At 56.1% G+C, this 19,116-nt stretch carries 19 protein-coding genes and 1 other RNA gene; 7 read left to right on the top strand and 13 right to left on the bottom strand.

The window, feature by feature from the left end; translation table 11 throughout:
* On the top strand, positions 1-1,270 hold a 1,270-nt coding region (locus tag AC2FMY_RS06870), incomplete at its 5' end, for a sigma-54-dependent transcriptional regulator (protein WP_496807164.1).
* 7 nt (positions 1,271-1,277) lie between these two features.
* Here the strand turns inward: AC2FMY_RS06870 and AC2FMY_RS06865 are convergent.
* Positions 1,278-2,015, bottom strand: coding sequence for an alpha/beta hydrolase (locus tag AC2FMY_RS06865; RefSeq protein ID WP_496807163.1), 738 nt, complete (start codon positions 2,013-2,015; stop codon positions 1,278-1,280).
* Between the two features lie 465 nt (positions 2,016-2,480).
* Here AC2FMY_RS06865 and AC2FMY_RS06860 point away from each other — a divergent pair, with 465 nt between their 5' ends.
* Positions 2,481-5,234: an Rne/Rng family ribonuclease gene (locus AC2FMY_RS06860; RefSeq protein ID WP_496743823.1), complete on the top strand. Its 2,754-nt coding sequence runs from the start codon at positions 2,481-2,483 to the stop codon at positions 5,232-5,234.
* A gap of 38 nt (positions 5,235-5,272) precedes the next feature.
* Here the strand turns inward: AC2FMY_RS06860 and AC2FMY_RS06855 are convergent, their stop codons facing one another.
* Entirely contained in the window at positions 5,273-5,506 is a 234-nt protein-coding gene (locus AC2FMY_RS06855; RefSeq protein ID WP_480748398.1) for a sulfurtransferase TusA family protein, read from the bottom strand.
* A gap of 106 nt (positions 5,507-5,612) precedes the next feature.
* Here AC2FMY_RS06855 and AC2FMY_RS06850 point away from each other — a divergent pair, with 106 nt between their 5' ends.
* From AC2FMY_RS06850 to AC2FMY_RS06835, 4 genes are all read left to right on the top strand, one after another.
* On the top strand, positions 5,613-6,365 hold the full coding sequence (locus tag AC2FMY_RS06850) for a cytochrome c biogenesis CcdA family protein (protein WP_480748399.1): 753 nt from the start codon (positions 5,613-5,615) through the stop codon (positions 6,363-6,365).
* 86 nt (positions 6,366-6,451) lie between these two features.
* The gene (locus AC2FMY_RS06845) at positions 6,452-7,666 is read left to right on the top strand and encodes a hypothetical protein (RefSeq protein WP_496807162.1); all 1,215 of its coding nucleotides are present in this window, start codon (positions 6,452-6,454) and stop codon (positions 7,664-7,666) included.
* Positions 7,663-9,012 carry a cytochrome P450 gene (locus tag AC2FMY_RS06840; RefSeq protein ID WP_496743828.1) on the top strand — a complete coding sequence of 450 codons (1,350 nt, stop codon included), beginning with the start codon at positions 7,663-7,665 and terminating at the stop codon, positions 9,010-9,012. The genes AC2FMY_RS06845 and AC2FMY_RS06840 overlap by 4 nt, the downstream gene beginning before the upstream one ends.
* 71 nt (positions 9,013-9,083) lie before the next feature.
* Entirely contained in the window at positions 9,084-9,965 is an 882-nt protein-coding gene (locus AC2FMY_RS06835) for a fructose bisphosphate aldolase (protein WP_496807161.1), read from the top strand.
* A 27-nt stretch (positions 9,966-9,992) separates the two neighbouring features.
* Here the strand turns inward: AC2FMY_RS06835 and AC2FMY_RS06830 are convergent, their stop codons facing one another.
* The 4 genes from AC2FMY_RS06830 to fumC are packed head-to-tail and all read right to left on the bottom strand — an operon-like array spanning position 9,993 to position 12,443.
* Positions 9,993-10,595: a DNA-3-methyladenine glycosylase I gene (locus AC2FMY_RS06830; RefSeq protein ID WP_496807160.1), complete on the bottom strand. Its 603-nt coding sequence runs from the start codon at positions 10,593-10,595 to the stop codon at positions 9,993-9,995.
* 59 nt (positions 10,596-10,654) lie between these two features.
* Complete coding sequence (locus tag AC2FMY_RS06825) at positions 10,655-10,876, bottom strand: ribbon-helix-helix domain-containing protein (RefSeq protein WP_496807159.1); 222 nt, start codon at positions 10,874-10,876, stop codon at positions 10,655-10,657.
* Positions 10,873-11,049, bottom strand: a complete 177-nt coding sequence (locus AC2FMY_RS06820; RefSeq protein ID WP_496807158.1) for a DUF4169 family protein — start codon at positions 11,047-11,049, stop codon at positions 10,873-10,875. The genes AC2FMY_RS06825 and AC2FMY_RS06820 overlap by 4 nt, the downstream gene beginning before the upstream one ends.
* Entirely contained in the window at positions 11,049-12,443 is a 1,395-nt protein-coding gene (fumC, locus tag AC2FMY_RS06815) for a class II fumarate hydratase (protein WP_496743837.1), read from the bottom strand. Before fumC ends, AC2FMY_RS06820 begins: the two co-directional genes overlap by 1 nt.
* 208 nt (positions 12,444-12,651) lie before the next feature.
* Here fumC and AC2FMY_RS06810 point away from each other — a divergent pair, with 208 nt between their 5' ends.
* Positions 12,652-13,215 (top strand): hypothetical protein, encoded by a 564-nt coding sequence (locus tag AC2FMY_RS06810; RefSeq protein WP_496743839.1) that lies wholly within the window; start codon positions 12,652-12,654, stop codon positions 13,213-13,215.
* Positions 13,216-13,260: 45 nt separating this feature from the next.
* On the opposite strand, the gene AC2FMY_RS06805 is transcribed toward AC2FMY_RS06810, so the two are convergent.
* The 7 genes from AC2FMY_RS06805 to AC2FMY_RS06775 all read right to left on the bottom strand — a co-directional run bounded on the left by AC2FMY_RS06805 (position 13,261) and on the right by AC2FMY_RS06775 (position 18,991).
* Positions 13,261-13,725 carry an SspB family protein gene (locus AC2FMY_RS06805; RefSeq protein ID WP_496743840.1) on the bottom strand — a complete coding sequence of 155 codons (465 nt, stop codon included), beginning with the start codon at positions 13,723-13,725 and terminating at the stop codon, positions 13,261-13,263.
* A gap of 76 nt (positions 13,726-13,801) precedes the next feature.
* Positions 13,802-15,052 carry a chromate efflux transporter gene (chrA, locus tag AC2FMY_RS06800; RefSeq protein WP_496743842.1) on the bottom strand — a complete coding sequence of 417 codons (1,251 nt, stop codon included), beginning with the start codon at positions 15,050-15,052 and terminating at the stop codon, positions 13,802-13,804.
* Positions 15,049-15,864, bottom strand: coding sequence for a chromate resistance protein ChrB domain-containing protein (locus AC2FMY_RS06795; RefSeq protein ID WP_496743844.1), 816 nt, complete (start codon positions 15,862-15,864; stop codon positions 15,049-15,051). The genes chrA and AC2FMY_RS06795 overlap by 4 nt, the downstream gene beginning before the upstream one ends.
* Before the next feature lie 128 nt (positions 15,865-15,992).
* The gene (locus tag AC2FMY_RS06790; RefSeq protein ID WP_480748410.1) at positions 15,993-16,424 is read right to left on the bottom strand and encodes an ester cyclase; all 432 of its coding nucleotides are present in this window, start codon (positions 16,422-16,424) and stop codon (positions 15,993-15,995) included.
* Positions 16,425-16,523: 99 nt separating this feature from the next.
* Positions 16,524-16,872, bottom strand: a transfer-messenger RNA (tmRNA) gene (gene ssrA, locus AC2FMY_RS06785).
* Positions 16,873-16,926: 54 nt separating this feature from the next.
* Complete coding sequence (locus AC2FMY_RS06780) at positions 16,927-17,577, bottom strand: hypothetical protein (protein ID WP_480748411.1); 651 nt, start codon at positions 17,575-17,577, stop codon at positions 16,927-16,929.
* A gap of 13 nt (positions 17,578-17,590) precedes the next feature.
* The gene (locus tag AC2FMY_RS06775; protein WP_496743846.1) at positions 17,591-18,991 is read right to left on the bottom strand and encodes a selenium-binding protein SBP56-related protein; all 1,401 of its coding nucleotides are present in this window, start codon (positions 18,989-18,991) and stop codon (positions 17,591-17,593) included.
* Between the last annotated feature and the right edge of the window lie 125 nt (positions 18,992-19,116).

Below are 19,116 nucleotides of genomic sequence, written 5' to 3'. Positions count from 1 at the left end.
GTGGCTGGCGTTGTCCGGGTACGACACGGAAACATTCGCAAGTGCCGAAGAGGCGCTCAAGGTGCTGGGGCCGGATTATCCGGGGATCGTGATTTCCGATATCAAGATGCCGGGGATGGACGGCATTCAGTTTCTCAAGAAACTGATGGGATCGGACAGCACCCTGCCGGTCATCATGATCACCGGTCATGGCGACGTGCCGATGGCGGTCGAAGCCATGCGTGTCGGCGCCTTCGATTTTCTGGAAAAGCCGTTCAACCCCGACCGCATGTCGGAACTGGCCAAACGTGCCAGCAATGCCCGCCGCCTGACACTCGACAACCGGGCACTGCGCCGCGAATTGTCGGGGGGCACCCAGATCATGAAAAAGCTGATCGGCGCCAGCCCGGTCATGGAACGCCTGCGCGAGGATATACTGGATCTGGGGCAGGCCGATGGTCATGTGCTGATCGACGGTGAAACCGGAACCGGCAAGACGCTCTGCGCTCATGCGCTGCACGCCGTTGGCAGCCGCGCGGGCAAGAAGTTCGTGCTGGTATCCTGCGCCGCCTTGGGAGAGGAGGCCTTGTCCAAACGCCTCTTCGGCCCGATGCAGCCCGAAGACAGCCAGTTGCCCGCCATCGAAGAAGCGCGCGGTGGTACGCTGGTGCTGGAAGGTATCGAGGCCCTGAGCGACACGTTGCAAGCCCGACTTCTGAGCGTAGTGAACGAACAGGGGACACCTGCGGAAACCCGCATCGTGGCCATCTCGAACCTGCAGGAGGCCGGTAAGACAAGCGAGGACGTGCTGCGCCCCGACCTGTTCTATCGTCTCGCAGCCCTGCGGATCACGATGCCGCCGCTGCGCCAGCGCGGCGAAGACATCCTGACGCTGTTCACCCGTCTGAGCGAACAGTTCGCCGAAGAATACGGGTGCGACGCACCACAAGTGAGCGCGCAGGAAGCCGCGCAACTGCTGCAGGCGCCGTGGCCCGGAAACGTGCGACAGCTGATCAACATCGCCGAACGTGCCGTTCTGCAATCGCGTCGCGGCTCGGGTACTATTGCCTCGCTTCTGATGTCCGATCACGAAGAGATGCAGCCGGTGATGACGACCGAGGGCAAGCCGCTCAAGGAATATGTCGAAGCGTTCGAAAGGATGCTGATCGACAACACCATGCGCCGCCACAAGGGCTCGATCGCCTCGGTGATGGATGAACTGTGCCTGCCGCGCCGGACTTTGAACGAGAAGATGGCCAAGTATGGCCTGCAGCGTTCGGATTACCTCTGACGCATCCTCACTTCGGCAGTGACGCCGCAATATCCAGAAGCGCCGTGGCAATCGCTGCGGCGTTTTGCGTTATGTCGTGAGTTCCGGACAGTTCGACGTGCTGCCAGCCGCTTGCCGTTCGGGCGTCACGGGCCAGAGAGCGCAATGGGCTGTCGGTCATGGTGATTGCCACACGGGGAATATCCCTTGGCAGCGGCCCATGGATCAGCTCGACCGCTCCGGTCAGCGACGCGAGGCTGACAGGGCGGGTCTGATCGCCATATCTTTCGAGCAACACCGGTGGCGGGGGCCACATTCCCAGATCGACGATATCCGGTGCGTTGATGACCAGCCATTGCAGGGTGCGGGTGTCGGCGGGGATGACTTCGGGTTCTGAATGTGTCGGCAGCGCGCCTTCGATGAACACCACGGCTGCAATTTTGTCTCGACTGATATCCCAGGCAACGGTGGCCGGTCGCGTTCCGGCACTGTGCGCCACAAGGATCACGGGGCCGGACAAGGCATCGATAACTTCAGAAGTGTATGTGCCCTGATCGCCGACAGTGGTGGTGGCGCCGGTCATCGGAAGGTTCACTGCGGTCACATCCGCGCCGCCATCCTTCAGTACATCTGCGATGGGCTTCCAGTACATTTCGCTCACCCACGCCCCGTGGACCAGTACAAAATGAACACTTTCCCGGGCAACGGCCAAGGATGCGATGCCAAGGTGCAGCGTGAAGAACCCGAGGAAAAACCAGCTTTTCATCGTTTGATGGTTGGTCGAAGCCACAGAACCGTCAAGCCATTCCGGTCAGACGCATTCACTTTGCCCATTGTGTTTTCCGCAGGACTGCTTTTATTGTGACGGGACGGGCAGGGTGCATTCAGCGTCTATAAGCCCCGAATCATTGAGTTTCGCTGCTTTGCCGCAACTTTCGGACCACTTCCGGATGGCAACGCAGGCCGATTGTGCCTCTGATCAGAGGCAATGGAGTGCCTTCGCCCGGGACAATCGGGTGAAAGGAATAATGGGCAGGCGCAGGCTGGACCGCGTCTGTCGGAGAAGAACCGCGATGACGCGCGCGCGACCATTGAGTGAACGGGCAGGGGGCGATAGCGCCGGACCCTGCCTTGCGCCGTCTCACATCGCCCAGACAAGACACCACCCCAAAAGCGCCCATCCGCCCGGACAGGGTAGGACAACGCATTTGGCGCGGTGCACCAAGGAAACATGGCTAAGAAAATGCTTATCGATGCCACCCACGCGGAGGAAACCCGCGTCGTGGTGGTGGACGGCAACAAGGTCGAGGAGTTCGACTTTGAATCCGAAAACAAACGCCAGCTAGCTGGCAACATCTATCTTGCAAAAGTAACGCGAGTGGAGCCGTCGCTTCAGGCGGCCTTTGTCGATTACGGCGGGAACCGTCATGGTTTTCTGGCGTTTTCCGAGATCCATCCCGACTACTACCAGATCCCCGTCGCCGACCGCGAGGCGCTGATGGAGGAAGAGCGCGCCTATGCCGAAGCGATGAAGGATCGCGACGAAACTGACGAGGGAAAACCGAAAAAACGCCGCTCACGCTCGCGCGCCAAAGCCGAAGACTTCAAGTCGAACGACCCGGTAGAGACCAAGGATGTGGCCTCGGAACCCACGGGCATGGAAACGATCGACTTGGATGACGATGACGAACCCGGTGATTCAGAGGTGCCCGAAGGGACCTCGCCGATGGAGCGTGTGGCGGAAACCCCGGTGGAGGAACCTTCGGACGGGGAAGATGCTGACGACTCTGATACCGGTTCTGATGGCGCATCCGAAGAAACGCCTCGGGACACAGCTGTTGAAGAGGCGGAAAAACAAGCCGATGACGATGGCGACAATGGCGATGATGACGAAATCGGCGGTGTGGACGCAAGCGACAAGGATGACAGCATCGAATCCGTGGCCGAAGAGGATGACAGCGAGGATATTCGCCCACATCGCAAGCCGCGCCCACGCCGATACAAGATTCAGGAAGTCATAAAGGTTCGCCAGGTTCTGCTGGTTCAAGTCGTCAAAGAAGAACGCGGCAACAAAGGTGCTGCGCTGACCACCTATCTGTCTCTGGCCGGTCGTTATTGCGTATTGATGCCGAATACCGCCCGTGGCGGCGGCATCAGCCGCAAGATCACCAATGCGGCCGACCGCAAAAAGCTGAAAGAAATCGCGTCGGAAATCGATGTCCCGACCGGTGCGGGCCTGATCATCCGGACTGCCGGCGCCAGGCGCACCAAATCTGAGATAAAACGCGACTATGAATACCTGCAGCGCCTTTGGGAACAGATCCGCGAACTGACCCTGAAATCGATTGCGCCGGCGAAGATTTATGAAGAAGGTGACCTGATCAAGCGGTCGATCCGCGATCTGTACAACCGCGATATCGACGAGGTGTTGGTCGAGGGCGAGGGCGGATATCGCATCGCCAAGGACTTCATGAAAATGATAATGCCGTCTCACGCCAAGAACGTGAAACGGTACGAAGATACGCTGCCATTGTTCGCGCGCTATCAGGTGGAAAGCTACCTGAGCTCGATGTTCAACCCGGCGGTGCAGTTGAAGTCGGGTGGCTATATCGTGATCGGCGTGACAGAGGCGCTGGTTGCCATCGATGTCAATTCGGGCCGTGCGACCAAAGAAGGTTCGATCGAGGAAACCGCGCTCAAGACCAACCTGGAAGCGGCCGAGGAAGTGGCGCGGCAGCTGCGTTTGCGCGACCTGGCCGGGTTGATCGTTATCGATTTCATCGACATGGACGAGCGCAAGAACAATGCAGCCGTCGAAAAGCGCTTGAAAGACAAGCTTAAGACCGACCGCGCCCGCATTCAGGTTGGGCGTATTTCGGGGTTTGGTTTGCTGGAGATGAGCCGTCAGCGGCTGCGCCCCGGTATGCTTGAAGCAACAACGCAGCCTTGCCCGTCGTGCCATGGCACTGGTTTGATCCGGTCGGATGACAATATGGCTTTGTCGATTCTGCGTCAGATCGAAGAGGAGGGCACCCGCCGCCGCTCACGCGAGGTTCTGGTGCGCTGCCCGGTGGGGATCGCGAACTTCCTGATGAACCAGAAGCGCGAACATATCGCTCAGATCGAGGCACGATATGGATTGTCGGTCCGGATAGAAGGCGACGTTCATCTGGTCAGTCCGGATTTCTCGATGGAGAAGTTCAAGACCGCAAGCCGCATTGTGCCTGAACCTTTGGCCCCTGTTGTCTCGGTAAACGCATCCCTGATGGATCAGGTAGATGCGGATGAAAGCGACGACGAAGAAGAAGAAGATACTGTTCAGGTCGAGGAAGAGCAAAAACCCAAGCGTAAGCGCCGCCGCCGCCGCCGCAAAAAGAGCGGTGGAAATGGTGATGCTGCCGATTCTGGTGAAACTCAGCCATCAGAGTTTACCCCGGAAGAGGGAAGCGTCGAGGCAAAAGAAAATCCAAGTCAACCTTCGTCTGATGAAGCGACGGAAGAGGCCCAGCAGGACGACGCACCCAAGCCGAAGAAACGCCGCGCACCTCGTCGGAAGAAAAAGGAAGAGGCTACCGTAGTTGAAGAAGCTGCTCCGAACTCGGAAGCCGTGAACGAACCAGTAGCTTTGGAAAATGACGCAGGCGACGCCTCCGAAACCAACGAGACAGAGAACTCTTCGGCGGACCAGCCGACGGAGCCTGGCGTAGAGGAAAGTCAGCTCGAAGTGGTGGAAAGCGCTGCGTCGGAGCCGGAAGCAGAGGCACAAGTGGAATCTGAGGCCGTTCTGGAGACTACGTCGGTCGCAGAAGAGAGCGCTTCAGCTGTCGAGGAAACTCAACAGTCTGATGCTGAACCTGAGAATCCCGACGAGTCGGACGAACAAACCGACACAGAGCCAACGTTGGAAACCGTGTCGGAAGAGCCACCACAGCCAGCTGAGCCCCCCAAGCCAAAGCGGCGTGGATGGTGGTCTGCGGGAAATTGATGTTTCAAAAAGGCGGGTCCGATTGACCCGCCTTTTTTCTATCCGCCCTTTCGGATCAGATAGAACTGGTGATCACCGTCTTCGCCAGTTGAAAGCAACGCATGTCCTGATTCTGCGCAGAAGTGAGGAACGTCGACTATAGCTGCAGGATCATCTGCCAGAATGCGCAGAGTTGCACCGTCTGGCATGGACTTCAGCCGTTTCCTGGCCTTTAGGACGGGCAGGGGGCACAGCAAGCCCAAAGCGTCCAGAGTTTCGGTTATCTCGGTCATATATGCCAGATATTGCCCAACGCCGATCCTGTCCAGCGGTCAGACCACGGGGATGTGACCGCATGGCCTCGTGACGTCCGCGCATTCATGACATATGTGCAGTTACATGTTCGGAATCGATATCATCGACGCGGGCCTGCTGCCTGCCATGTTCATCGCCATGCTTGGCGGCGTCATCAGCTTTCTGTCGCCTTGTGTCCTGCCCATCGTGCCGCCGTACCTGGCGTATATGAGCGGCGTGACAATCAACGAAATGCAGGATCAGGCGCGGGCACGGCGAAAGGCAACTCTGGCGGCGCTGTTTTTCGTTTTGGGCCTGTCCACGGTCTTTCTGTTGCTTGGGTTCACTGCTTCGGCTTTCGGAGCCTTTGTTCTGTCGAACCAGGAGCTTTTTGCCAAGCTCTCCGGGGCTGTCGTCATTGTTTTCGGGCTTCATTTTTTGAACGTGTTTCGTATTCCACTACTTGACCGCGAAGCACGTATGGAAACTGGTGACTCCGGAGGATCGGTATTCGGTGCCTATATCCTCGGTCTGGCGTTCGCTTTTGGCTGGACGCCCTGCATCGGTCCGCAACTCGGTGCAATTCTCTCGCTGGCGGCGTCCGAGGCTTCGGTGGCGCGAGGAACGTTGTTGCTGGGGGTCTATGCGGCGGGTTTAGGTATACCATTCTTGCTGGCGGCGATGTTCCTGAACCGGTCCATGTCGGTAATGAACCGGATCAAGCCCTATATGGGAACGATCGAGAAGGTTATGGGCGGACTGCTGTTGTTCGTGGGTATCATGCTGGTCACCGGGCTTTTTACGGCTTTCAGTTGGTGGTTGCTGGAAACATTTCCGGGGCTCGCGACGCTGGGTTGACGTGTTAAAACTTGCCTGAAATCGAAGGTGGCGGGTCTTACGCTTGCCGAAATTCCGCTATAGGTTTCGGCCATGAGGTCGAGATCGTGAGCAGTCAATCGTTGCACAGACAGGTGCGCAAGCGCCGGGTGTTTTACCTGCCCGGCTACGATCCCGTGCACGCACGCAGATACAGAGAGTTGTATCGCAAGGAGGGGGCGGAACAGGCGCGGATTTCAGGGTACGACATCGCACTTCGTCCGAAAACCGGCGTCGAACGCTATGGCTGGCATGTGACATCCCTGCAGGATGGAAGGCAAGTAGAGGCCGAGTTTGATGTTTTGGTCTGGTCTGATCTTGTGCGGGACAGCATGGCTGGCTCGATCGCCAAAACCTATATGCAAACGGTTCGTATGGCCTGGATCTATGTCGCGACCGGCACCCTGCGCCGCGTGATGAGGTTGCGCAAAGGGCCGGTGATCGCCGCACTCTACCCGGTCGGCATGCTGGCCTTGCAGTTGATACTTGCAGCGTTTCTGGGCGTGGCGGTCACTCAGGTATCAAAACCGCTTCTGGGTTTGTTAGGTTATGCTTTGGCGATTGCCACCAGCGCCGGTGCTTTGCAGTGGTTTCGAAAACTGGATAACAAGCTCCTCGTTTACTACCTGCTGCACAACTACATCTATTCCTCCAGATTTCACGGCAGAACACCTCAGGAATTGGAAGTGCGGCTAGCCGAATTCACGGCGCTGATCAGCGACGCAATGCGTGGCGATGTCGATGAAGTTCTGCTCGTGGGTCATAGTTCCGGCGCCCACTTGGGGGTTTCGGTTCTGGCAGACCTGATCCGGTCCGGTGGTGTCCGTGATGACGGTCCAGCTTTGGGGTTTCTGACATTGGGTCAGGTGACGCCGATGGTTTCGTTCCTGCCCGAAGCTCACAGATTGCGTGCCGATCTGCGTTTTCTTGGAACAAGCGACAGGATCACCTGGATTGACGTGTCGGCCCCCGGCGACGGTTGCGCCTTTGCCCTATGCGATGCGGTTGCTGTAAGTGGGGTTGCGACTGAGAACAAGCGTTGGCCGCTTGTCGTTTCTGCGGCCTTTACGCAAACCCTTTCTCCGGCACGATGGAAGGCGCTGCGCTGGCGTTTCTTTCGATTGCATTTTCAGTATCTTTGCGCATTTGACCGACCGCGCGACTACGATTACTTTCGCATCACTGCTGGGCCACTGACCTTGGCTGAACGTTTCAGTGGGCGAAAGTCTTCGAAATCCAGGATCGATAAGTCGGTGTCGAAATACACGTCGGTGGCCGCATGATCCCCCCCAAACCCGCGTCGCGGACAGACAAAGTTTCGCTTTGGCATTATGTCAAAATGTTCCGTCAGGACCTGCTTTCGGCCCAGCCGCACCGTTTGTATCGTGCGTGGATGGCAGAATTTCGCACGCCTTTTTTTCGATCCTTTCTGGTCAATCAGCCGGACCTGGTTGACGTTGTCTTGAAACGGCGCCCGGATGATTTTCCGAAATCTGACCGAATACGCGAGGGTCTCAAGCCGCTTTTGGGGAACTCGGTGTTTCTGACCAATGGTGAGACCTGGAAACGGCAGCGGCGGATTATTGATCCGGCATTTGAAGGGGGCAGGCTGCGCGACACGTTTCCGGCCATGCTTTCAGCATCTCAAGCGAGTGTTGACCGCTTGAGATCGCATGTGGGGCAAAATGTCGAGTTTGAGGAGATTACCAGCCATGCGGCGGCAGACGTGATTTTTCGAACACTTTTTTCAATTCCCATAGATCACGACATAGCTTCGCAAGTATTTGAAAGGTTTCGCGCCTACCAGCGGGCGCAGCCCTTGTTGAACCTGGCGGCTTTCCTGCCGATGCCACGGTGGATTCCGCGGTTTCATTCGCGTCAGACACGGGAGAACGCGGCTGCAGTGCGTCGGTTGATCAAAGAACTGACGGTTCAGCGAATGGCCGAGATTGAGGCGGGCACCGCGCCCGACGATCTGGCAACCAAGATCATGACAACCGTCGACCCGGTAACAGGTGAGCGGTTCAGTACCGAAGAGATGGTGGATCAGGTGGCCATCTTTTTTCTTGCCGGACACGAGACCAGTGCATCCGCCCTGGCTTGGACGCTATATCTGATGGCGCTGTTTCCGGACTGGCAGGAAAAGGTTGCTGCCGAGGCTGCGGCTTTGGAGGATCACAGCTTTGCGGTCATGTCCCGTCTCAAGTTAAGTCGTGATGTGTTTCGCGAGGCGTTGCGCTTGTACCCTCCGGTGCCGATGATGGTGCGGGAAACTATCTGTCCAAACCGGTTTCGGAACAGGCCAGTTCCGAAAGGCGCGCAGATAGTTCTGAGCCCCTGGCACCTGCACCGGCATGAACGCTTGTGGCACAGGCCGGATGAATTCGATCCGGCGCGATGGGGGACTGAGAATGGTCGACAATGCCAGCGCGAGGCATATATGCCATTTTCGGCTGGTCCGCGCGTGTGTACGGGCGCAGGATTTGCCATGGTCGAAGGTCCGCTGATCTTGTCCCTGTTTCTGCGCCATTTCCGATTCGAACGGGTTGAGGGGCGCGATCCGGTTCCAGTCGCTCATCTGACGGTCAGGGCAAAGGACGGCATTTGGCTGCGCGTCCTTGAGCGCTAACAAACTACCATCCGTCAAAACCTTGCTGTATGCGGAAGGCAAAGTGGAATCAGATTGAACGGGAAAGTGTTATGTCCAAGGCAGATCAGCGCGAACAAATGACCAACGGGGCGGGGTTTATCGCAGCTCTGGATCAAAGTGGCGGCTCTACCCCCAAGGCGCTGGCGCTTTATGGCGTGGATGCCTCGCAGTACGGCTCGGAAGAAGAGATGTTCGACGAGATCCAGAAGATGCGGGCGCGGATCATCCTTGCGGATGGCTTTACCAGCGACAAGGTGATCGGTGCGATCTTGTTTGAACGTACCCTGGGCGAGGAAATCGACGGCAAGCCTGTTGCCGACTACCTCTGGCAAAAAAAGGGCATCGTACCGTTCCTCAAGATCGATAAAGGCCTGGCTGAGCAGGAAAACGGCGTTCAGATGATGAAGCCGATTCCGGGCCTTGCCGAATCTCTGGCCAAATATCCCAATGTTTTTGGGACCAAGGAACGTTCGGTAATCCACGAGGCCAATGCCCAAGGCATTGCGGCGGTCGTTACCCAGCAATTCGAAGTTGCTCGTGACGTGATCGCTGCAGGAATGGTCCCGATCGTGGAGCCAGAGGTGAACATCCATTCCGAAACCAAGGCCGAGGCTGAGGATATTCTGAAAGCAGAAATCCTCAAAAACCTGGACAAGCTGAGCGATGGGCAGGAAGTGATGCTCAAACTCACCATTCCGAGCAAGGCCAACCTTTACGACGCGTTAGCGGATCATCCGCGTGTCCTGCGTGTTGTTGCGTTGTCGGGTGGATACTCTACCGAAGAGGCGTGCGACCTGTTGGCCAAGAACGGCAAGATGATCGCTTCATTCTCGCGTGCTTTGACCGAAGGCCTGTCCAAGCAGCAGTCGGATGAAGAGTTCAATGCTGCAGTTGGTAGCAATATCGACAAGATATATCGCGCGTCGGTGTGATGCCTAAAGCGCCCTTCGGGGCGCTTTTTAGTTGGGCTTGTCGAATTCTTTTCTGAGCTGTGCAGCCTTATCGCGCATCACGCAGCCCTCGGCATGGTCATTGACCAGCCCCATGGCCTGCATGAACGCAAACACTGTCGTGGGGCCAACAAACTTCCAGCCCCGTTTCTTGAGGTCCTTCGACATTGCCACCGACTCGGGCGATGTGGATGCTGATTGCGGGGGCGGCGGGGTTTCCGCCTCATACCGCCAGACATAAGCTGCCAGCGATCCTTCCGACGCCACCAGTTCCTGCGCGCGGCGGGCGTTGTTGATCACCGCCTCGATCTTGCCCCGGTGGCGAATGATCCCATCATTTTGCAGCAGACGTTCAACATCAACTTCAGAGAAACCGGCCATCTTGTGGAAATCAAATCCAAAAAACGCGTTTCGAAAGTTCTCACGCTTGTTCAGGATCGTGCGCCAGCTAAGACCTGACTGAAAGCTTTCCAGGCACAGTTTCTCGAACAATCGCTGATCATCCGAGACCGGAAAGCCCCATTCGGTGTCATGATAGTCAAAGAATTCCGGCGCGGCCTGGCACCAGGAACACCGAGGTTGACCGTCAGGTCCCAATACCGTGCTGCCCATAAATGTACCCCTTTTGTTCCAGGAAAACGTTACACCCAACGACCAAGATCCGACAAGCGTTAAAACTTGTCTCGGTACCAGTTCAGAATAAACACGCGAATAGCCGAGGCCAATCCGGTTTCCGGGTCGCGGTCAACATCAATTTGCGCGGCCAGTGCGTTGATTGGCTCATCTTTTTCTTTCGCAATATCACGAAATGCCCGCCAGAATTCATCTTCAAGCGAGACTGATGTCCGGTGTCCCTTGAGGGTCAATGAACGTTTTATCGGCCGACCGCTCATTCATCCAGCTCGTGATTGTCAAGGTCACGCTTCTGCTTGTCCTGCTGAAGCCTGACGATTTTTTTTTCGGACTTGGTGCGCCCAAAGGCGACGGCATTCTGATCTGCGCGGGCCTTCTTTTTGGCCCGCGCCTTTTCTTTTCGATACCGGTTCAGGTTGACCGGTTTACCCATCAGTCTTTCGGGCCGATCATCTGTTCGGGGCGTACTACGGCATCAAAGGTTGCCTCGTCCACAAACCCCAACGCAATGGCTTCTTCCTTGAGGGTTGTGCCGTTCTTATGCGCGGTCTTGGCGACCGTGGTAGCGTTGTCATAGCCGATGGTCGGGGCCAGCGCCGTCACCAGCATCAGCGATTCCTTCATCAGCTTGTCGATGCGCGGCTCATTGGCCTTGATGCCCAGCAACATCCTCTCGGTAAAGCTGTCGGCGGCGTCGCCCAGCAGCTGGATCGATTGCAACAGGTTGTAGGACATCATCGGGTTATAAACGTTCAGCTCGAAATGGCCCTGACTGCCGGCAAAATTCATCGCGGCGTTGTTGCCCATTACATGCGCAGCAACCTGTGTCAGCGCCTCGGCCTGGGTCGGGTTCACCTTGCCGGGCATGATGGAGGAACCGGGCTCGTTCTCGGGCAGGATCAGTTCGCCAAGCCCCGAACGCGGGCCAGAGCCCAGGAAACGGATGTCGTTGGCAATCTTGTAACAGCTGCCCGCGATGGTCGCCAAAGCCCCGGACATAAAGACCATGGCGTCATGGGCAGCCAGCGCTTCGAACTTGTTCGGCGCGGTCACGAAGGGCAGGCCGGTGATCTGCGCCATATGGCTCGCAACCGCTTCGCCCCAACCGTTTTGGGTGTTCAGGCCTGTGCCAACGGCGGTGCCGCCCTGCGCCAGTTCGTAGATGCCGGGCAGCGCCGCGTGAACGCGTGCAATCCCCTGACGGATCTGGTGGGCATAACCGCTGAATTCCTGCCCCAGGGTCAGAGGTGTCGCATCCTGCGTATGGGTCCGGCCGATTTTGATGATGTCCTTGAACTCATCAGCCTTCTGCTCAAGACCAGAGGCCAGCTTTTCAAGCCCCGGCAGAAGGACGTCACGAACACTCATCGCCGTGGCGATGTGCATCGCGGTGGGAAAGGTATCATTCGACGACTGACCCATGTTGCAATGATCGTTTGGATGCACGGGGTCTTTTGAACCAATGATACCGCCCAGAATTTCGATGGCTCGGTTCGCGATGACCTCGTTCGAATTCATGTTCGACTGGGTGCCAGAACCCGTCTGCCAGACGACCAGCGGAAAGTTGTCGTCAAACTTGCCTTCGATCACCTCAGCCGCGGCCTGAATGATGGCATCGGCAATCCTGGCATCCAGTTTGCCAGTCGCTTTGTTTTCCATCGCGCAGGCTTGCTTGATCACGCCCAGCGCACGCACAATGGCGATGGGTTGTTTTTCCCAACCGATCGGGAAGTTCATGATCGAACGCTGCGTTTGCGCGCCCCAATACTTGTCGGCAGGAACCTCGAGCGGGCCAAAGCTGTCGGATTCGGTGCGGGTCTGAGACATCTGTCACTCCGTCTGGTATGCTGTTGTATGCCGTTTAGCCGCAGCCAAGCCGTGACGCAATCGGCCAGTTGGGCGCACCTTATGCGCAAGGCTTTTGCAGGTACAGACTTTCTGGCGCGTCAATTTTTCGTGCCCGTGCGGAACTGTATCGTTGTTTGCCTTGGGCTCGGCTGTAAGATGGTTTTCATTACCAGAGTGGAGAATCCGGATGCTTGAACTGTTCCGAGAGCGTTTGTTCCGTGTGATGCGGTATGGGTTAACGGGTTTTTTGATCTTCTTGTCGGTATCCGGTTCCGGTTACGCGGCGGAAGTCTCGTCATACGTGGGAGTCTATCACGGCTCGGCCAACTTGGTGGATACAGAAGGAACAGAAACACCTCGGGATATGAGCGTCGCAATCGCCGAAACCAAGGACGGGTTTAACGTGAGTTGGAGCACGACGACTTATAGACAAGACGGGCGTGTGAAGGAACAGGAATACTCGGTCGATTTCTTGCCGACAGACAGGCCGGATGTCTATTCAGCTGCCATGCGCCGGAACGTATTCGGACACGAGGTTCAGTTGGACCCAATGAAGGGTGAACCATTTGTTTGGGGTCGAATTACCGGCGATACGATGACGATCTATTCCCTGTTCATTGACGATGCCGGAGGGTACGAATTGCAGCAATTCGACAGGACACTGGCCAAAGGTGGTCTTCATCTATCGTTCACACGGTTTCGAAACGGAACGAAATCCAGATCCGTTGAAACATTTCTGACCAAGGAATAAGGCCCGCGAATTGCGGGTCCGGGCGGCTTTTTGATTTCGAATGGATTATTTGCGGAAGCTATCCAGTGACACCACATCGGCATCGTGCCGTGGCTGTTCGGGTGCGTCTTCGAAGACCTCTGGCGTAGCATCCAGGGGCTCTTCTTCGTCTTCTCCATCGGCAGTTTCGAACCGAAGGCCGAATTCAACCGAAGGATCAACGAAAGTCTTTATGGCTGAGTACGGGATATAAAGCGGTTCCGGCGAGTCGCCGAAATTCAATGTAATCGAAAAACCATCATTGGTTACAATGAGGTTTTCGAACCAATGCTGCATGACAATGGTCATTTCTTCGGGGTACCGGTCACGCAACCAATCGGCGAGTTCGACCCCGGCATGGCGGGTGTCGAAAGTGATGAAAAAGTGGTGCGCCCCCGGAAGACCGCTCGCGGCGACGTCTGCCAGAACTGTCCTGATCAGCCCCCGCATCGCAGAGTGCATGAGGTTTCCGTAGTCAATGTCGCGCGACATGGTATTTCCTCGATAAATATTGGTTTCAGCATACGGGATTCGCTTGGAAACAAAAGTGCTTCTATCGGATTCTTGGTCAGATGAAATGCCCGATTGTTCCAGTGACCGCCAAAATCACCAAGGTCGTCTCAATGCGAAATTTGACCCCGAACACCAGGACCCCTGCAAATGTGGTCAACAATAGGGCTTCGACATTCAGTTGACTGGGATCTGGCAAAGAAAAAGACATTGGTCCAAATGATACCGACGATAGTGCTCCAAACAGCACGTTGAGCGCAAACCAGACCGATAGATTCAGGATAACACCGACCACTGCCGCAGAAATCGCAGCCAGTGCAGCAGCCAGTCGGGGGCGCGTAGAGATCTGCTCCAAATACGGTGCGGCAAGAAATATCCATAAAAAGCAAGGAACGAATGTAGCCCACAAAGCGACGAGGCCGGCGGCGATAGAGAAGGCGAAACCGCCCTGGATATGACCGCTGAGCATCGCCACGAACTGGGTGACGAGTATCAGCGGGCCAGGCGTCGTTTCTGCAAGGCCCAGGGCGTCAATCATCTGGTCTGTCGAAATCCAGTGATATTGGTCCACCACAGTCTGTGTCATGTAGGCGAGAACCGCATATGCACCGCCAAATGTCACAACCGCCATTCGGGCGAAAAACCAGCCCAGATCGCTAAGTAACTGGTGACCTGAGGCGGTCACAACGAAGAGGGGAAGCAGCCAAAGCGTCATCCATATCGCAGCCGTTTTGACTGGATTATCACTAGGCCGTTTGATGGACGAAGGGACAGTCGTGGGCGTAGATGAGGTCATCAGCCCCCAGGTGGCAGCGAGTGCAATAATGAGTGGAAAAGGTAAGTTGAATACGAAGATGGCTATGAATGCCAGAACCGAGATTGACCTTGCCACGCCCGATACAAGCGCCCTGCGCGATAAACTCAGAAGCGCTTGGAGAACAATGATGATTACTGCCGCCTTGATGCCCAAAAAAGCGGATTGCACCAAGGGCAGCGCGCCGTATGCGGCATAGAGTGTAGTCAGGACGGCGATAACAATTGCGCCCGGGATAACGAACAACCCGCCCGCCAGCAATCCGCCAGAAACGCCCTTGAGCCGCCAGCCGGAATAGGTTGCCAACTGCATCGCCTCAGGGCCGGGCAAAAGCATGCATAGGGACAAGGCGCGCAGAAACGTCTGATCGTCGAGCCAGGGTCTTTTTTCAACAAGCTCCTGATGCATCAACGAGATTTGCGCCGCCGGACCTCCAAACGACATGACTCCGATCCGTCCAAAAACGCGCGCCAGATCGCCAAGTGTCGGGGTCATTTCTTGCGATCCGCCGGCCAGTCGTGTCCTTCTTCATACCCGTCACGCGCCCAACGGTATAACGCGTCATACAATTGAACCCCGGCCGTAAGCTGCTCGTGATCGTCCCGGTATTGGCGTGACAGACCGACGGAAATAGCAAGCAGGCCTGCCGCCTCAGGCGCCAGATCGTGCCGGTTGGTATCCGCCCCTCTTACAACTTTCGAAAGGTGGTCAAGAGCAGTGGATCTAAGCTGGAATTCGTCAAGCATTGTGTCAAAGGTGCATTTTTCGCCCCGGTGACTCCAGAACGTGTCTTCGACATCAAATGGGGTTGCTGCATATCGTTCGGCGACCCCCGATACTTCTGCCGGTGCAACGAAGAGAAATCGTGCTTTGGGATCGACAAATCGCCGGATGAGCCAGGGACAGGCGATCCGGTCTATTTTGGGGCGATGACGCGTGACCCAAAGTGTACTACCGCCGACCGCCGCAGGAATATTGGCAGATGGAATCCGCATGGCTTCGGGATGCTCTCGCCAAGCGTACATTCCACCTTCCAGGAACTCGGCGCGAAAGCCATCATTTTGCAGCCAGGCCACCAAGCCCTGACTGAGCTTTTGGCCTTTTTGGCAGGCGATGACACAGGGCCTGTCACCAATTCGCTGGCAAAGCCCTTCGACGTCGGTGTGGGGGTGCCGGAACGACCCCGGAATCATAAAAGGATCGACCTGAAAATCTTCGTCAGTTGATACGTCGACGATGGTGGGGCTTGACGGAGTGCCGATCAGACGGATGAGTTGAGGGACTGTTATTGCGTTCGGAGCTACCATGGCATGTGTCCTTTTCCATTGGAAACATGCGAACCTTGGGCTGGCGCCTCACGGGGCGTTCGCAATCCAGCCCCATGCAACATTGCTAGCGCTTGATCGCGGTTGCCGTCAATACTCGGGATTGAACACTAGGCGAAATCCAAGCGCTGACCGGTCATGCAGACCGGCAGTGTATCTTGTGGAAACTGACCAAGTTGTTCAAAAAACGAGATGAAATCGAACTGATTGTAAGTTTCCACCATGACGCCATCGCGAAACCGCGCCATGACCTGACCGGAAACTTCGATGGGTGCGCCATTGTCCGCGCGTGAGGTGCGGACATGCAATATGGCCGACAGCCAATCATCGTCCTCGATAATCTTTGGTATATCGACCCGGATTTCACCAAGAATGTGCCTAAAAGCTGTTACCAGATCTCGAAAATCGTCCGGGCCGACCTGCATTTCCGGAATCAAGCCGTCGGCCAATGTATCCGGAGCAAAGAAGCGGGGAATGGCATCAACATTGCCTTGCTCCCAGACTTCCTTGTACCAAGCTTTCAAGGCGTCGGATTTCGTCATCTCGCATCTCCGTCGTTGTCTGGTCACGATGGGAGAAAAAGGTGTACAATACCTGAATCCGACCCAGCAATTTCGATAAAGTCTGATCTTTTTCAGGAAAATGCAGGTTTCTGTTGCCAGGTACCTGCGGACCCCGCCTTACGCGGCTAGGCGCAAGGGCTTAAGTTTCGGTCTTGTTACTGCTTACGCAGCAACTGCAACCGGAGCACGATTGTCGTTTGCAATTGTACTGTTCGGACCGGTAACGGTGGTACCTCACCGAGACAAAGCCAACCCCTTTAGACGTCCGTCGATCCTATTTCGGCCCCATGATCCCCAAACGAAGGATTTTGGTGGAGCCGCCGGGTACCGCCCCCGGGTCCGATCCGCTTATTACGAGCGCGTTTATGTCCATAGTCCCCAAAGGGACACTACAGATATAAGTGGGAAGTTGACCGATGCAAAGAGGCGAAACGCGATCCAGTATGCATTTAACAAAAAAGAATATCCGAGGAAGCGCCCCTCAAATCGCCGCCCAGAGACTGAGGCCACCGACAGCAACAAGACTCATTGCCCACACCAATTCCAGATCGAACCAGCTGCGTGACAGGAACCGAAGGCCTAGCCATCGATAGACCGCGACCGAAAGAACCGCGCCGACCGCAATCATCGCAACCGTGTGAAGTGTTGCTACCAGCAAAGTCAATCCTACATTCGCACCCATCAATTCACCGGCCGCCTGATGGCCGGTGCTTTCTTCATCCAGCTTACAAAGCCCCAAATAGATTGGAACGAGCATCAATGCTGCTCCATGCGCCAGAGCGACAAGGAATGACCAAAGCACAAGGCGGGCAGGCGGAACGCGGGACAAGAAGCGTGGATGCCTTCGGGTTGCCAGAAGATAGAGACCCATTGCTGTCACCAGAACCGATGCACCAATACGAATCTCGAGCTGCCACTCCACGAGCGTGGTCAGCATCGCGAAAGGCAGCAGGATGGCGAGCATGGCCAGAAAATGCCCCGCCGCCAATGCGCCCAGCGCGCGCAACAGAGCAGAATGTTTCTGCTCCATAAGCGCTGCGGAAACAGCCAGAGGCCACCCCATTCCCGGGTTAATCCCGTGATAAAGGCCGCTCAGAAAAACGGCCAGCCAAAGGCCGGCCGTTGTTGTCATCAGAGTGTCCAAGTCAGACCGAAGGATAGCAGAAACTGTCGGTTGAGCAGTCTCCGCCCTCAAGACGTATCTGGTGTGTGCGGTATCCGTCAGGGAATTCGACCCAGAACTCAGGATCCAAGGTTAACCCACCATTCTCGCCTACATCCGCTTTCACCATGGCCGCGCCCCGATCACCTGGGTAAAACTGGTCATCCCAGGTAGAATACAGCGAATTGGTCCAATAGACACGTTTGCCGTCGCGGCTGATCTCGACCATCTGCGGGCCATAGCCGAATTCCTTGCCATTGGGATGCTTGGTTTTCTTGACGATCCCGCCGATGTCGACCTTTCCGGCCAGAACGGGGTTCATCGGGTCGGATACGTCGTATTGATGCATCTCTCCAATACCCCAGCACGAGACATAGAGGTATTTGTCATCAAGACTGAGATCAATGTCGGTGACGAGCGGTGGTACGGCGGCAAAGCCTTTTAGAAGCTCTGGCAGGTCGTCGGGGTCCGCTGGTTGTGGGTCTATCGTGATGGTTTTTTTGGCCTCAAATGTGCCATCTGGCTTACGCCACCAAGTAAAGATACAGCCTTGCAGATTGGTTGTATCCACCACCACACCGCAGAATCCATGCTGTTTGACCGGATCATGCGCCGGGCGGATTTCCAAGGCCATCTGATGGTTCTCGCCCAGATCGATGGTTTGAACGTTTGTGCGGCTTCTCAAATTCCAAAAGTGAATCCGGTGCCCGTATTTGTTGGACAGCAAATCTTCGGGAACAAGGCCATTTTCGAACTGAGGCGGCAGGCCCCATTCCGAACTGACCATATAGTCGCGAGGCAGGTTCCACCAGAAATCATACTGCTTGTCCTGCACTCCGCGTTCGATTTCGTATCGGCCGATGATGTCGAATGTCTGACAGTCAAGAATGAAGATACCCGGAGGCCCATCAGTGCCGTCGGGCCCACCGCCGCCCAGCGTGCTGACATAGATGCCTTCGGGTCCGCAGTGGATCGTATGCGGGCGTGAATAGCCAGTCTTTGCAAAGACCTCCTCGGGTTCGATGATCTTGTGGATCTTGGCAGCCAAGGGATCTTTGACATCGATGACATAAATCCTGCTGGACCGAATACCCGGAATGATGAGGTAGCGCCGTTCAAGAAAGGCATGGCCCGTGAGTGGTGAAAGTGAAGAGGAGCAGGCATTCCATCCAAAGTGATGAAACTCATCGCCTTTTTCCGGCATGATCACAGAATGAACGATCTTGCCATAATCCTTCGACTTCGGATCGACATTGACCACTGCCAAACCGTCGGGTTGAGAGAAATCCGGGCTTAGCATAAGGGTAAAGGCCAAGGTTTCAGCCGGTGCTTCCATCGCTATCTTGGGGGATGGATAAAAGGTTGGGTCCGGTCTAAGATTCATAACTTCCTCCCGTAAATCGTTGATATATATTATTTATAGGGAAAACCGGTCTTGATGCCGGGCGCCACGCTGCCTGCCCGAGTGTCATGTTGCGACACACCGCGCGTCAAGCCCAGAGTTAAGGA

It is taken from the genome of Ruegeria sp. YKSE079 (genome assembly GCF_059612845.1).
Note: the sequence above shows the minus strand (reverse complement) of the source record. Positions and strands in the feature narration are given on the sequence as shown.

What these genes read in the sequence shown, in the direction of transcription:
- AC2FMY_RS06810 (WP_496743839.1), top strand. Translation starts at nt 12,652, where the DNA reads ATGCTTGAACTGTTCCGAGAGCGTTTGTTCCGTGTGATGCGGTATGGG.
- AC2FMY_RS06835 (WP_496807161.1), top strand. Translation starts at nt 9,084, where the DNA reads ATGTCCAAGGCAGATCAGCGCGAACAAATGACCAACGGGGCGGGGTTT.
- AC2FMY_RS06830 (WP_496807160.1), bottom strand. Translation starts at nt 10,595, where the DNA reads ATGGGCAGCACGGTATTGGGACCTGACGGTCAACCTCGGTGTTCCTGG.
- AC2FMY_RS06795 (WP_496743844.1), bottom strand. Translation starts at nt 15,864, where the DNA reads ATGGTAGCTCCGAACGCAATAACAGTCCCTCAACTCATCCGTCTGATC.
- chrA (WP_496743842.1), bottom strand. Translation starts at nt 15,052, where the DNA reads ATGACCCCGACACTTGGCGATCTGGCGCGCGTTTTTGGACGGATCGGA.
- AC2FMY_RS06865 (WP_496807163.1), bottom strand. Translation starts at nt 2,015, where the DNA reads ATGAAAAGCTGGTTTTTCCTCGGGTTCTTCACGCTGCACCTTGGCATC.
- AC2FMY_RS06860 (WP_496743823.1), top strand. Translation starts at nt 2,481, where the DNA reads ATGGCTAAGAAAATGCTTATCGATGCCACCCACGCGGAGGAAACCCGC.
- AC2FMY_RS06790 (WP_480748410.1), bottom strand. Translation starts at nt 16,424, where the DNA reads ATGACGAAATCCGACGCCTTGAAAGCTTGGTACAAGGAAGTCTGGGAG.
- AC2FMY_RS06805 (WP_496743840.1), bottom strand. Translation starts at nt 13,725, where the DNA reads ATGTCGCGCGACATTGACTACGGAAACCTCATGCACTCTGCGATGCGG.
- AC2FMY_RS06855 (WP_480748398.1), bottom strand. Translation starts at nt 5,506, where the DNA reads ATGACCGAGATAACCGAAACTCTGGACGCTTTGGGCTTGCTGTGCCCC.
- AC2FMY_RS06825 (WP_496807159.1), bottom strand. Translation starts at nt 10,876, where the DNA reads ATGAGCGGTCGGCCGATAAAACGTTCATTGACCCTCAAGGGACACCGG.
- AC2FMY_RS06840 (WP_496743828.1), top strand. Translation starts at nt 7,663, where the DNA reads ATGATCCCCCCCAAACCCGCGTCGCGGACAGACAAAGTTTCGCTTTGG.
- AC2FMY_RS06775 (WP_496743846.1), bottom strand. Translation starts at nt 18,991, where the DNA reads ATGAATCTTAGACCGGACCCAACCTTTTATCCATCCCCCAAGATAGCG.
- AC2FMY_RS06850 (WP_480748399.1), top strand. Translation starts at nt 5,613, where the DNA reads ATGTTCGGAATCGATATCATCGACGCGGGCCTGCTGCCTGCCATGTTC.
- AC2FMY_RS06820 (WP_496807158.1), bottom strand. Translation starts at nt 11,049, where the DNA reads ATGGGTAAACCGGTCAACCTGAACCGGTATCGAAAAGAAAAGGCGCGG.
- fumC (WP_496743837.1), bottom strand. Translation starts at nt 12,443, where the DNA reads ATGTCTCAGACCCGCACCGAATCCGACAGCTTTGGCCCGCTCGAGGTT.
- AC2FMY_RS06780 (WP_480748411.1), bottom strand. Translation starts at nt 17,577, where the DNA reads ATGACAACAACGGCCGGCCTTTGGCTGGCCGTTTTTCTGAGCGGCCTT.